12 protein-coding genes, 1 tRNA gene and 1 riboswitch are annotated in these 12,670 nt (G+C 71.7%); of the genes, 10 read left to right on the top strand and 3 right to left on the bottom strand.

What is annotated here, in order from left to right; all coding sequences use genetic code 11:
* Window position 1: 1 nt before the first annotated feature.
* The 6 genes from H283_RS0112430 (at window position 2) to H283_RS25030 (ending at window position 6,136) form a co-directional block, all read left to right on the top strand.
* Entirely contained in the window at window positions 2–760 is a 759-nt protein-coding gene (locus H283_RS0112430) for a flagellar biosynthetic protein FliR (RefSeq protein ID WP_020143854.1), read from the top strand.
* Complete coding sequence (locus tag H283_RS25020; protein ID WP_020143855.1) at window positions 760–1,890, top strand: flagellar biosynthesis protein FlhB; 1,131 nt, start codon at window positions 760–762, stop codon at window positions 1,888–1,890. Before H283_RS0112430 ends, H283_RS25020 begins: the two co-directional genes overlap by 1 nt.
* Window positions 1,887–3,938, top strand: a complete 2,052-nt coding sequence (locus tag H283_RS0112440; RefSeq protein WP_020143856.1) for a flagellar biosynthesis protein FlhA — start codon at window positions 1,887–1,889, stop codon at window positions 3,936–3,938. Before H283_RS25020 ends, H283_RS0112440 begins: the two co-directional genes overlap by 4 nt.
* Window positions 3,916–4,815 (top strand): hypothetical protein, encoded by a 900-nt coding sequence (locus tag H283_RS26700; RefSeq protein WP_020143857.1) that lies wholly within the window; start codon window positions 3,916–3,918, stop codon window positions 4,813–4,815. Before H283_RS0112440 ends, H283_RS26700 begins: the two co-directional genes overlap by 23 nt.
* Before the next feature lie 44 nt (window positions 4,816–4,859).
* Entirely contained in the window at window positions 4,860–5,123 is a 264-nt protein-coding gene (locus H283_RS0112450) for a carbon storage regulator (protein ID WP_020143858.1), read from the top strand.
* 158 nt (window positions 5,124–5,281) lie between these two features.
* Window positions 5,282–6,136, top strand: a complete 855-nt coding sequence (locus H283_RS25030; RefSeq protein ID WP_020143859.1) for a sigma-70 family RNA polymerase sigma factor — start codon at window positions 5,282–5,284, stop codon at window positions 6,134–6,136.
* Window positions 6,137–6,172: 36 nt separating this feature from the next.
* Here the strand turns inward: H283_RS25030 and H283_RS0112460 are convergent, their stop codons facing one another.
* On the bottom strand, window positions 6,173–6,667 hold the full coding sequence (locus tag H283_RS0112460; protein ID WP_043649156.1) for an FBP domain-containing protein: 495 nt from the start codon (window positions 6,665–6,667) through the stop codon (window positions 6,173–6,175).
* 388 nt (window positions 6,668–7,055) lie between these two features.
* Window positions 7,056–7,226, top strand: a riboswitch (cyclic di-AMP (ydaO/yuaA leader).
* A gap of 112 nt (window positions 7,227–7,338) precedes the next feature.
* On the opposite strand from H283_RS0112460, the gene H283_RS0112465 reads away from it, so the two are divergent.
* Window positions 7,339–7,782 carry a C40 family peptidase gene (locus tag H283_RS0112465; RefSeq protein WP_020143861.1) on the top strand — a complete coding sequence of 148 codons (444 nt, stop codon included), beginning with the start codon at window positions 7,339–7,341 and terminating at the stop codon, window positions 7,780–7,782.
* 613 nt (window positions 7,783–8,395) lie between these two features.
* Window positions 8,396–9,148 (top strand): DUF4190 domain-containing protein, encoded by a 753-nt coding sequence (locus tag H283_RS0112470; RefSeq protein ID WP_020143862.1) that lies wholly within the window; start codon window positions 8,396–8,398, stop codon window positions 9,146–9,148.
* Window positions 9,149–9,472: 324 nt separating this feature from the next.
* Here the strand turns inward: H283_RS0112470 and H283_RS0112475 are convergent.
* A tRNA-Gly gene (locus tag H283_RS0112475) sits at window positions 9,473–9,546 on the bottom strand.
* A 110-nt stretch (window positions 9,547–9,656) separates the two neighbouring features.
* Here H283_RS0112475 and H283_RS0112480 point away from each other — a divergent pair.
* A complete protein-coding gene (locus H283_RS0112480; RefSeq protein WP_020143863.1) occupies window positions 9,657–10,088 on the top strand; it encodes a hypothetical protein in 432 nt (143 codons plus the stop codon).
* Window positions 10,088–10,957, top strand: coding sequence for an SMP-30/gluconolactonase/LRE family protein (locus H283_RS0112485; RefSeq protein WP_028785554.1), 870 nt, complete (start codon window positions 10,088–10,090; stop codon window positions 10,955–10,957). Before H283_RS0112480 ends, H283_RS0112485 begins: the two co-directional genes overlap by 1 nt.
* Before the next feature lie 87 nt (window positions 10,958–11,044).
* On the opposite strand, the gene H283_RS28455 is transcribed toward H283_RS0112485, so the two are convergent.
* On the bottom strand, window positions 11,045–12,589 hold the full coding sequence (locus H283_RS28455; protein WP_020143864.1) for an ATP-binding protein: 1,545 nt from the start codon (window positions 12,587–12,589) through the stop codon (window positions 11,045–11,047).
* Window positions 12,590–12,670 lie beyond the last annotated feature (81 nt).

Raw genomic sequence — 12,670 nt, forward strand, 5'->3', positions numbered from 1 at the left:
CATGCGGATCCCCATCGACCAGGCCTGGGCCGAGGCGACACTGCTGGCGGTCGTCCGGATGACGGCGTTCCTCTTCGTCGCACCACCGTTCTCGCACAAGGCGTTTCCGGCCCGGATCAAGGCGATGCTCGGTGTCGGTCTCGGCCTCGCGGTCTCGGCCAGGGCGGGGGCGGCCTACACGAGCCGCGGCGACGCGGCCTTCGTGACGGGCCTCGTCCTCGAGCTCGTCACCGGCCTCGTCCTCGGCTTCCTCGTCTACCTCGTCTTCGCCGCACTGCAGTCTGCCGGCTCGCTCATCGACCTCGCCGGCGGCTTCCAGCTGGCTCAGGGCTATGACCCGCAGAGCATGGTCAACGGCGCGCAGTTCACCCGCCTGACACAGATGGCCGCCCTCGCCCTGCTCTTCAGCACCGACGGCTACCAGCTCGTCATCGGCGGGCTCACGGGCACCGTCGGCCCGATCCCGCTCGGGGGTGGCATCGACCTCGCCCGCCCCGTGGAGGCGATGGTCTCCGGGGTGACGGGCATGTTCGTGTCCGCCGTCCAGATCGCAGGGCCGCTCATGGCCGTCCTCTTCCTCGCCGACGTCGGGCTCGGGCTCCTGACCCGGGTCGCCCCGGCCCTCAACGCCTTCCAGCTCGGCTTCCCGCTCAAGATCCTCATCACCCTCGGCCTCGCGGGTGTCATGTTCCTCGCCATCCCCCGCGTCGTGTCCGCGCTCGCCCACGACGCCGCACGCCTGCTCCTGGGGGTGGCCTGATGTCCGACGCGGGTGAACGCACCGAGCAGGCCACCGACAAGCGGATGAAGGAGGTCCGCTCCAAGGGCCAGCTGTCCAAGTCCCAGGACCTCACCGCCTGGCTCGCGGTCGGACTCGGCGCGGTCATGATCCCCGTGACGATCTCGCGCGGAGCCGACGCCAGTGCGCGCCAGCTCATGACCCTCCGATCCGTGACGGAGGACCCGGACGCAGGCCGGGCCGTCGCCGCGCTGGGCGAGGGCCTGAGCTCGATCGGGTGGACCCTGCTCCCGCTCGCAGCCGCCGTCTTCGTCGGTGTCGTCGCCGGGGGCGTGATCCAGGGCGGCGTGCACGTCAAGCGCTTCTCCCCGTCCTTCGAGCACTTCGACCTCGTCAAGGGCCTCGGCCGGATGCTCGGCAAGCAGGCCCTGTGGGGCGGGGCCAAGGCCCTCGCCAAGACGGCGGTCGTCGGGGCCGTGCTCTGGATGGTGGTGCAGGACCTCGTGCCCGTGCTCCTCACGGCCGGTGGGCTGCCGGTCTCGGGCCTCATCGCCGAGACCGGTGACGGCGCGGCCTCCCTGCTGCGCTTCGCCGTCGTCGCAGGCCTCGTGCTCGCCTTCGCCGACGTCGCGGTCGTCATGCGCCGCAACCGCGGCCGCACCCGGATGACGAAGCGCGAGGTCAAGGACGAGCACAAGACGAGCGAGGGCGACCCCCTGCTGCGCCAGCACCGCCGCTCGCGGCAGCTGTCCATGTCGCGCAACCGGATGATCGCGTCGGTCGCCTCCGCGGACGTCGTCCTGCTCAACCCGACCCACGTCGCCGTCGCCCTGGCCTACGACCCGGGTCGGTCCGCACCGCGCGTCGTGGCCAAGGGCGCCGGCACGATCGCGGCCCGGATCCGCGCCGAGGCGGAGGACAAGCGGGTGCCGATGGTGCGCGACGTCCCGCTCGCCCGCGCGCTGCACGCGGGGTGCGAGATCGGGCAGGAGATCCCGGTCGAGCTCTACACCGCCGTGGCGGGCGTGCTCGCGTTCGTCATGGCGCTCCGGGCCCGCGGCGCGGCCGCCGGGGTCCACACCGTGCCCAGGCGGCCGGCCGCCGCGGCCTCCACCTCAACCACGTCACCCACCCCAGGAGGGCTCTCGTGAACCGTGACCTCGCCCGGTTCGCCGTGCCGCTCGGCATCGTCGGCATCGTGCTGCTGCTCGTCGTGCCGATCCCCGCCGGCCTGCTCGACGTCCTCATCGTCTGCAACATCGCCCTGGCGCTCGTCATCCTGCTGACGAGCATGTTCGTCACGAAGCCCCTCGACTTCTCGGTGTTCCCCTCGCTGCTGCTCGTCGCGACGCTCTTCCGCCTCGGCCTCAACGTCGCCTCGACCCGGCTCGTGCTCGGCGAGGGTTTCGCGGGTCACGTCATCGAGGCGTTCGGCAAGGTCACCGTGGGCGGGTCGCTCATCATCGGCGTCGTCGTCTTCGTCATCCTCGTCGTCATCCAGTTCGTCGTCGTGACGAAGGGCGCCGAGCGCGTCGCCGAGGTCGGCGCACGGTTCACCCTCGACGCCATGCCGGGCAAGCAGATGGCTATCGACGCCGACCTCAACGCCGGGCTCGTCACCGACGTCGTCGCGCGCGAGCGCCGCGCACAGGTCGCCGCCGAGGCCGACTTCTACGGCGCGATGGACGGCGCCTCGAAGTTCGTCAAGGGCGACGCGATCGCCGGCATCGTCATCATCGTCGTCAACGTCGTGGGCGGCATCGGGGTCGGCATGGTGCAGCGCGGACTGTCGCTCTCCGACGCCGTCAACACCTACAGCCTCCTCACCGTGGGTGACGGGCTCGTGACACAGATCCCGGCGCTGCTCATGGCGGTCTCGACCGGCATGATCGTCACCCGGTCGAACGCCGAGGCCGACCTCGGGCGCAGCGCCTCGGTCCAGCTCTCCCAGTCCAGGACGGCTCTGCTCGTCGCCGGGTGCGCGTCCATCGTCATGGCTCTCCTGCCCGGTATGCCGCCCCTGCCGTTCCTCGCGGTGGGTGGCCTCCTCGTCCTCGCCTCGAGGCGGGTCCGCCCCGCCGGTGCAGGCGGGTCGTCCGGCGGCGACGGCTCGGGGGACGCCGACGCCGAGGGCGGCGAGGCGGACCCGAACCGGGCCATCCTCGAGAAGATGCGGGTCCACCCGCTCGAGATCCTGCTCGCGCCCGATCTCGTCGACCTCGTCAGTGCCTCTCCCGACGACCTCCTGAGCCGGGTCAAGGCGCTGCGACACACCGTCGCGATGGACCTCGGCATCGTCATCCCGCCGGTCCGTACCCGCGACAGCGTCGACCTGCCCCCCTCGACGTATGCCGTGCGGGTCGCCGGCGTCGAGGCCGGCCGGGGCATCGCCCCGCCGGGCAAGCTGCTCGCCCTGGGGGAGTCCCTCGACGCCCTGCCGGGCTCTGCCGTCATCGAGCCCGTCTTCGGGCTGGCCGGCAAGTGGGTGCCGGCCGAGCTGCGGCACAGCGCCGAGCTGACGGGGGCCACGCTCATCGACCGCGTGAGCGTCCTCGTGACCCACCTGTCGTCCATCGTCGGCGCGCACGCCGCACGCCTGCTCTCGCGTGAGGACGTCCGCGTCCTCACCGAGGGCGTGAGGTCGGTGAGCCCGGCGACCGTCGACGAGCTGACGCCGGCGATCCTCTCGCTCGCCGAGCTCCACCGGGTGCTCCAGGGGCTCCTCGCCGAGCAGGTCCCGATCAACGACCTCACCCGGATCTACGAGGCCCTGACGCTGCGGGCCAAGGCCGGTGCCGACGCCGAGTCGCTCGTCGAGGCGGCGCGCGCCGCCCTCGGCCCGGCCCTCGTGGCCCGCTTCGCCGACCAGGGTCACCTCCCGGTCATCACGATCGAGCCCACGCTCGAGCAGGGCCTCGTCCAGGACCTCCGCCCCGCCGAGGGCGGCACCCAGCTCGTCGTCGACCCCACGCGCCTCGACGCCGTCATGACCTCGCTCAGCTCGGCCGTCGCGGCCGCGGAGGCGTCGGGCAGGTCCGCAGTTCTCGTCTGCGCCCCCGTCCTGCGCCCGGCGATGCGCAAGCTCGTGCCCCCGGCCCCGCGCGGAGTTCCCGTCCTGTCCTATGCCGAGGTCACGTCGGCCGACGTGACGATCGAGACCGTCGGGGTGGTGCGCGTTGGCTCAGCAGTTCCTGCTTGAGGGGCGCAGCCTCGACGAGCTCGCCCGGGAGGCGACCGCGCTCTACGGCAGCGGCGCGCGGATCGTGCGCGCCGAGAAGGTCCTCGACCCCGGCGTCGCAGGTTTTCTCGGCCGGCGCCACCTGGAGGTGACGGTGGAGGTGCCGGACGCGTACGTCCCCGTGAGCCCGCCTCGCGCGGGCGTCCATGTGCTCGGCGACCGGGCCGGCATCCTCGCCCTGCTCGAGAGCGCCGACCGTGCGGAGGACGACGCCAACGGCCGGGATGCAGCGCACCCGCCGCCCCGTCCGAGCGAGCCGGTGTCGACGCAGTCCCCAGCCGTGACCGACCTGCTGGCCCGGCTCGGCGAGGAGCGCACCGGACGCGGCGTCCCTGTACCCCTGTGCTCGCCCGGCGACCTCGTCGTCGTGCTCGGCCTCGGCGACTCGGCCCGGGTGGTGGCCTCCTCGATGGTCCGCGCGCTCGCAGGGACGCCCGGCGGGGGCTTCGCGCTGCACCTCGCCGGCGCGGACGACCCCGACGCTCCCTCTGACTGCCCCCGCCTCGACAGCCGTTGGGACGTGGCCGAGGCGCGGGCGCTCGCGGTCGAGGCGAGCGCGACGGTGCTCACGGCATACGCCCTCGGGTCGCCGACCGCGGGGCTGCCGCACCTTGCGGACGTGTCGGGGCTCGGCGCCGACCAGGTGTGGCTCGTCGTGGACGCGAGGCACAAGCCGGACGAGACGCACGAGTGGGTCTCCATGGTGCGCAAGGCTGTCCGTGTCGACGCGCTCGCGGTGGTCGGGGCCGGCGACTCGCGGACCGCGCACACCGTGAACCGACTGGGCCTTCCCCTAGGCTGGCTGGACGGGCAGCCCGCGCCACGGACGGTGCTCTGAGCGGAGTCGATGACCGACCACCCGCAACCCACGGAAGGGGAACCATGCTCGTCCTGACCCGCAAGCCCGGCGAGAAGATCATGATCGGCGACGACATCGTCATCACCTTCCTCGAGAGCCGTGGCGGCGACGGCATCCGCATCGGCATCGACGCGCCCCGCCACCTCGAGATCAAGCGCGAGGAGATCGCGGGAGCCGTCGCCGACGCCAACCGCGAGGCGACCCGAGCCACCGTCGACGACGTCCTCCGCGGCCTGACCGCGCCGGTCGACGGGCCCGGAACTGGCTCGAGGAGCGCGACGACCTAGTCCTGGCGCAGGTTTTCCGGTCGAACCCGGTGACTTTTTGTCGTTTTGGGGACAAGAACGACATACCCGCACAAAATGGACATGTCCGGACGACGTGCCCGCCACCAATGGCGCCGTGCACTCGCCCGGATCGTTGTCGTCATCGGGTGAGGGGTTCAGTGGAAACAGCGGAGCGCAACCGTCTCGTCGTCGACAACCTTCCGCTCGTGGGCTACCTCGTGTCCGACCTGTGCGCACGTGCCACCCACCTCTCGCGCGAGGACCTGGCCTCTGTCGGCGCCATCGGGCTCGTGCTCGCCGCCGACGCCTTCGACCCGTCGGCCGGAGTCCCGTTCGGGGCCTACGCCCGCCGTCGGATCACCGGCGCCCTCGTCGACGAGCTGCGCTCGCTCGACTGGGCCGGCCGGGGCACGCGACAGCGGATCAAGGCCCTGCAGGCCATGACGGAGACGCTGGCGGCGCGCCTGGGCCGGGCACCCTCCCACGAGGAGATGGCCTCGGCGCTGGGGGTGACGAGCGAGCAGGTGCGTGCCGGGCTGGCCGACGCCGCCCGCACCGTCGGTCCCCTCGACGCCGCCGCGGAGGCGCTCGCCGCCGACACCGTCGCGCCGGAGGACGTCGTGCTCGAGCGCGAGCGGGTGGCCCACCTCGAGGTCGCCGTCGCAGCCCTGCCCGAGCGGCTGCGGCTCATCGTCACGGAGATCTACCTCGAGGGCAGGGCCGTCAAGGACGTCGCCGCCGAGCTGGGCCTGACCTCCTCGGCCGTGTCGCAGCAGCGCAGCGAGGCGCTCCGCCTGCTCCGGAGCGGGCTCGAGCTGCACTTCGCCGACGAGCCTGCGACCGTCCGGGACGGCACGGTCGAGCTCGAGCCGGCCGCCCCGTCCTCGCCGCGACGGGCCGCCTACCTCGAGAGCCTCGGTGGTGCCGTCCACGGCCTGCGCTCCGTGCGCGGCGTGCCCGGCGGCATGGCGCGCCACACCGCCGGGCCGGCGTCGCTCGAGGCCGCGGGCTGACCAGCCCGGCGCCCTGAGGGTGCCGTCAGCCGACGCTCACGAGCCGTCGCGCAGGCGGCGGGCGAAGGCCGAGGACCGCGCCCGCAGCTCCTCGACACGTCGCTCGACGAGGGCGAGCGGGTCGAGTCCGCCCTCCATGCCGTTCGGGAGGCGTCGGACGTGCGCAGAGCAGCTGAAGTCGGCGTGCACGAGGGTGCCGAGGCTGTTGCCCTCGCGGCCAGAGGCCCCGGCCCGACGAGCCACGAAGAGGGCCACCTCCGTCGTCGCGAAGACGTCCTCGCACCAGGCGCACATGGCGCTGGCCTTGCGCGTCCGCTCGGCAGTCCGGAGGAGGAAGCCGACGGGTTCGTCGTCGACCGGGACGACGGCGTACGCCCGTTGCGGGTTGCTGCGGTCGACCCAGCCGAGGTAGTCGAGCGTCTCCCAGCGCGGGCCGAGGTCGAGGTCGGCGGGAAGGGTGGCCTGCTTGGCCTCACGCCTGGAGGCGTTGACGAAGGAGGCGCGAATTTCGTTGTCCGTCAATGGTTTCACGGTCTGTTCCTGTCAGTCGGGCAGGACCGGATGACCCGGTCAGCCGGGGTGGGGGAGGTGGGGCGGGACCGTGACCGCTGAGCAGGCCATGACGGCCACCCACCTCTCCGCGGGCCTCCCCGCTGACGACTGACGTGCCCCGACGGAGCAGCGTCCATGGTGCGCCACGACGTCCCCGGAGGTCCACCGGATTACCGGGCGCCGCGGCGACGGACAGCGTGTGCCATCGGCGGCCGGACGGTCCATGACGTGGCGGCAGCCGTCGGAATGTCCGGTGCCACCGCATTTGACTTGTCAACTATTGCCACAATCCGCTCGGGTAGGACCCTTTTCGTGACCTGTCTGTCACCGTCGATGGATGTTCATCGCCCGGGGTCTCCCCCGGGCGGCCCACCGCACGCCGAGTCCTGTCCACCGGTGGGGCAGCTAAGCAATAACGGACAGGAGTGGGGGACCCACTTTCGGACCGGCCAGCCGGTCCTTGGGGTGAAGCCGCATCTGCGGCCGGGCATCTTCCGCCCGAACCCGACAGCTCACCTCACAGGCGTGGGAAGGAATCCACCATGCCCACTTCTACCCTTGCACGCCGAATTCCCTTGCAGTCCCTGGCTATCACGCCACTTCTCGCAGCCGCCCTCCTCATCGGGACGGGTAGCGCGCCGACATCGTCGGTGACGTCCCAGGCGGCCTCTCGAGCGGGAACCGCTCCGGTCACGATCAAGGCCAGTCCGGTCGCCTACGTCTCGGCCGCCACGCGCGCCGCGCGCGGCCGGGCCGCCGTCCGGGTCGCCGCCGCACAGCAGGGCGATCCCTACCGCTACGGGGCCGCGGGGCCGTCGGCGTTCGACTGCTCCGGCCTCGTCTACTACACCTACCGCACCCGTCTCGGCGTCGGCGTCCCGCGCACCGCCAACGCCCAGAGACTCGCCAGCGTCCGCATCGGCAAGTCGAACCTCCAGCAGGGCGACCTCATCTTCTTCATGTCCGGGGGCCGCGCCTACCACGTCGGCATCTACGCCGGCTACGGCAAGGTCTGGCACGCACCCAGACCCGGCCAGCGCGTCCAGCTCTCGAGGATCTGGACGACGAGCTGGGTCGCGGGCCGCATGCCCTGACCCCGATCGGTCCCGGGGGTCCGTGTCGACCCTCGGGACCGTGTCGCCGAGTGGTGCGCACCCCCCGGGTGGTTCGACACGTCGTGCGTGGAGCGAGCGACGGGAATCAACCCGCGTATCCAGCTTGGGAAGCCCGCCAACTGAGGTTGTCAAAGCTTGTGCTCGATGAGTTGACCGTGGCTGACCGCGCCGACCTTGGAGGAACTGTCCCGTATTGCACGACGGCTGCACGGCGTGGGCGCGTGACTGCCTGGTCCACCACGCGCGGCCACCGTCCGCGGCGTGGTCACTGGTGGATGAGTAGCGCGCGTACGCGAGCTTGTCGTGGGCCTAGAACTACATGCCCGTGGTGGCGCCCCAATCGTGCGCTGCGGGCGCCTACTGCCATGCCCGTGGCGAACGGGCTCGGACACCGTCGTGAGCGGATGTCGGGTTCTCCCACGTCGTCCTTTGTGCCCCGGTATCCTCCCATTCGCCGAGCGGGAGAGACGTCGCTGACCCGGGAGGCCTCGATCTAGCGATACGACAGACAGAGGGAACCATGTCCGACACCCAAATTCCGCAGTCCCCGCCGACCCAGCCGACCCAGCCGGTCCTGTCAGGACCTCCGCCAGTGACTGGCAGCAACGGCCTTGCCACAGCGGGCTTCGTGCTTGGCCTGCTGGGTTTGCTCGCCTCGTGGATCCCCTTGCTCAACATCGTCGGACTGATTCTCGGTGTGCTCGGCGCCATCCTTGCCGCCGTTGGCCTGGCGAAGTCCAAGAAGGTGGGTACGGGCAAGGGCCTCGCGCTGACCGGACTCATTCTCGGTGTGCTCGCCGTGATCATCGCGATCGTCGTCAACGTCGCCTTCGTCAACGCCGTGGATGCGGCGGTCAAGACGACCGTGGACACGAGCGTCAAGGCTCCGGCGGGCGCGAACGGCGCGGTCGCAGCTGACAAGGAACTCGGGGCGTCGCGGGAGAAGCCTGCTCCCGTCGGGTCCGCGATCACCGGGGGCGACTGGACGGTCACGGTCAACTCGGTCAAGACCGCAGACAAGGACTCGCTGGGCCAGAGGCCGGCGGCCGGCAAGAAGCTTCTGGTCGTCAATCTGACCGCCACTTACAACGGTGACGACGCGCAGGGGTCGTCGGCCTTCGCGGTCGTCAAGTTCGTTACCGCGCAGGGCAACACGATCGACTCGACCAGCGGCTCGACGATGTTCATTCCGAAGGACCAGTTCGCGTCTCTCGACAAGGTGTTCAAGGGTGCGTCCGTGACGGGCAACGACATGCTTGAGGTGCCGGCGAATGGTTGGGAAGACGGTGTCCTCTCTGTGTCGCCCGACCTGCTGTCCGATGACACGTTCGTCGCGGTGAAGTGAGGTCCTAGTCCTCCTTCCATCGAAGCCCGAAGCGGCCCTGCGTTCCTCCTGGAACGCAGGGCCGCTTGGCGCGCAACCGCGTATCGGGAGGACTGAATGCCTTCACCACGTGGGCCACTCTGAGTTGAGGGCGCCACGGTCGGGGAGCCCTGTCGCCTGCCTTGCCGACCGTCTCAACGGTCCGGAACGCCGCGCGATGTGGAAGGGAGCGGGCGGACGTGAACGAGGGCTTTGGTTGCACGTTCGTTGCATGCCACGCCGCGCGCACGCCCGCAAAGACGAAGCCGCAGGTCGGGAGACGTGTCCTGACCTGCGGCTTTCGTGTGGAGCGAGCGACGGGAATCGAACCCGCGTATCCAGCTTGGGAAGCTGGCGCTCTACCATTGAGCTACGCTCGCACGGGCCGCCCGGAGGTGCCCCGCGACAGGGTCCGCAAGGCGGCACGCGGCGTCAGTGTAGCCGACACCGCGCCAGTGCCAGGAACGCGACCCCAGGGGCCGAAACCGTCATGGATCTCGCCAAGCAGACCACCTTCGTCGACCACGTCCGCGAGCGCGGCGGGGCGACGGCCCAGGTGGCCGTCACCCTCGAGCAGTTCTTCGAGGGCAACGACTGCGAATGGTGCATCGCGCCGAACCGTCCCGAGGACGTGCCGCTCGACACCGTGCGCCGGGTGCTCTTCGAGCTGCGCGAGCACCCGGAGGTGCACGACGTGCGGGTCGAGCTCGACGTCCTCGAGTTCCAGGACTTCCCCGACGACGAATGGCCCTATGCGAGCGGCGTGGCCGTCATCACGACCCTCCTTCCCGAGGAGCTCGACGCGATGACGATCGATGCCGACACCGAGTCGAGCGGTGGTCCGGCCGCGAGCGCGGAGTGGCTCGTCGACGGGCCGGTCGTCCCCGAGGGGCACCACTACGTCGGCGTGTGGTGGGACTGATGGCCGCCTCTCACGGTCCCGTCGTCACGGGAGAGCTCGAGCAGGTCACCGACGCCCTCTGCTACCACGGCGAGGGACCCGTGTGGTCGCCGACGTGGGGCGGCCTGCGCTGGGTCGACCTCCTCGCCGGTGACGTCCTGACGCTGCGCGCCGACGGCTCCGTCAACCGCCTGCACGTCGGCGACGTCGCCGCCTTCGTGCGGCCACGCACGTCCGGCGGCTGGGTGGTCGCGACCGATCGCGGTCTGGCGCTCGCCGACGAACCGGACGGCACGCCCACGCCGTGGTTCGACCTCTGGGACGACCCGACGGTCCGGATGAACGAGGGCGGTGTCGACGGCGAGGGCCGCCTGTGGGCGGGGACGATGGGCTACGACCGCGTGCCCGGCAGCGCGCGGCTGTTCCGGGTCGACGGCAGCGGCGACGTCACGACCCTGCTGCCCGACGTGACGATCTCCAACGGCATCGACCTCTCGCCCGACGGCCGGCTCGCCTACTACGACGACACCCCCACCGGGCGCACCGACGTCTTCACGGTCGTCGACGGCGAGCTCACCGACCGGCGCCCCTTCGTCACCCACGCCGTCGGCCATCCCGACGGGCTCACGGTCGACAGCGCCGGCAACGTCTGGGTCGCCCTCAACGGCGCGGGTCGCGTCCGCTGCCACTCCCCGGAGGGCGACGTGCTCGCCGAGGTCACCGTCCCGGCGCGCCTGACGACGGCGTGCACGTTCGGCGGCGACGACCTGCGCGACCTCTACGTCACGACGTCCCGCGAGAACCTCGACGACCCCGAGCCACAGGCCGGAGCCGTCTTCCGCGTGCGCGTCGCCGTGCCGGGTCAGCCGGTGCGCGCCTTCGCCGGCTGAGTCGTGCCGGACGGCCACGTCCACCGATGGCGTATGCCGTGTGCCCGGGTCGCCCAGCCGGACCGGGCACGTGCGGCACGCATCACCTCACGGCGGTGGCCCCGGGCGCGTCATCCCGCCGTCGGAGGACGGGCCGAACACGGCGACGGGGCGGCTGGACCGCGGCCGCCGGCCGGACGGCATACCCGGGTGGTCACCGTCGGAACCCGCTGAGCCGTCGACGCCGTCGGGGCCGACGCCGAGGAGGCTGCGCGTCAGCGCCTGAGCGTCCGACAGGAGCTCGTCGAGGGCGTGGCCGAGGTGGTCGTCCGCCGGTGGCTCGTCGGCGACCGCCGCCGCGAGGACCGCGCGCCGCACGAGCTCCTTGGCGAAGGACGCCGTCGTGCCTTCGGCCCGGGCGGCCGCGGCCGAGATCGCCTCGGGCCCGAAGAGGTGCCCGCCGTAGAGGCGGAGCAGCTCGCGACGACCCTCGGCGTCCGGCAGGGGGATCTCGGCGGCGAGGTCGACCCGACCGGGCCGCTGCGAGAGGGCGACCTCGAGGTCCTCGACACGGTTCGTCGTCAGCACGAAGGCGACGTCCGAGTCGGAGTCGAGGCCGTCGAGGGCGTCGAGCACCTCGAAGAGCAGGGGAGAGGCCCCCATCGGGGCGAACGACCGGTCCTCGGCGACGAGGTCGCAGTCCTCGAGGACGACGATCGCCGGCTGGTGCGCCCGGGCGACCTTGGCGGCGTCGTGGATGAAGCGCAACGAGCCGCCGCTCAGCAGCACGGCGGTCGTGCCGGGCGTGGCCGAGAGCAGGTAGCGGACCGTGTGCGTCTTGCCGGTGCCGGGCGGTCCGTAGAGCAGGACGCCGCGCTTGAGGTGCTGCCCGTGGGCCACGAGCCGCTCCCGGTGCTCGCCCATCCCGATGACGTGGTGGGCCACCCGATCGAGCACCCCGTCGGGCAGCACGACGGCGGCCGCGTCGACGGTCGGTCGCTCGATGAAGGTCACGCCGGCCATGCCGGGGCCGTAGGGGTCCGAGCCGAAGGTCACGACCTGGCCGCGGATGACGCTCCGCTCGTCCATGAGCTCCTGCACGCGGGCCATGACGGCGTCGGAGACGTCGCGGTCACGGGCGACGACCTCGATGGTCCCGGACTCGCGCCCGAACTGTCGGTTCATGCCCTGCTGACGGACCGCGACGGCGTGCCCGTCGAAGTGGAAGAGGTGGATGCCGGAGGTCACGACCTGTCGCTGGTCGTCCTTGCCCGGGCCGGTCGGCATCCGGTCGTAGTCGACCTGGCCGACCGACATGACCTGGCCGTGGAAGCGCTGCACGAGGTCGCCGAGCGACATGTGGTGGCGTGCGTCGCCGGCGATGCCGATGACGGTGCCGTCGGGATCGACGCCCGCGACCTCGGACAGGGCGATGTCCGCGTCGACGAGGCGGTGGGGGAGCACGGTCGCCGAGACGACGGCGAGCAGGTGCGGCTCGACCCCGAGGTGCTCGCGCAGGGCGTCCGACAGCCGCTGTCCGGCGTCGTCGGACGGTAGCGACTCGAGGATCCGTCGGAGGACGGAGTGGAAGTCGGCGATCAGGGCGTCGTCGGCGCGGCCGGAGCCCGGGCCGGAGGGGTCGGAGGGGTCCATGACGTGACGATAGGTCGCCGACGGCGCCCGTGGGGCGTCCGCGAGGCACGAGAGTCGGGCAGGAGTGACGGGGCGAAACCG

Source organism: Terracoccus sp. 273MFTsu3.1, assembly GCF_000383675.1.
Classification (GTDB): Bacteria; Actinomycetota; Actinomycetes; order Actinomycetales; family Dermatophilaceae; genus Terrabacter.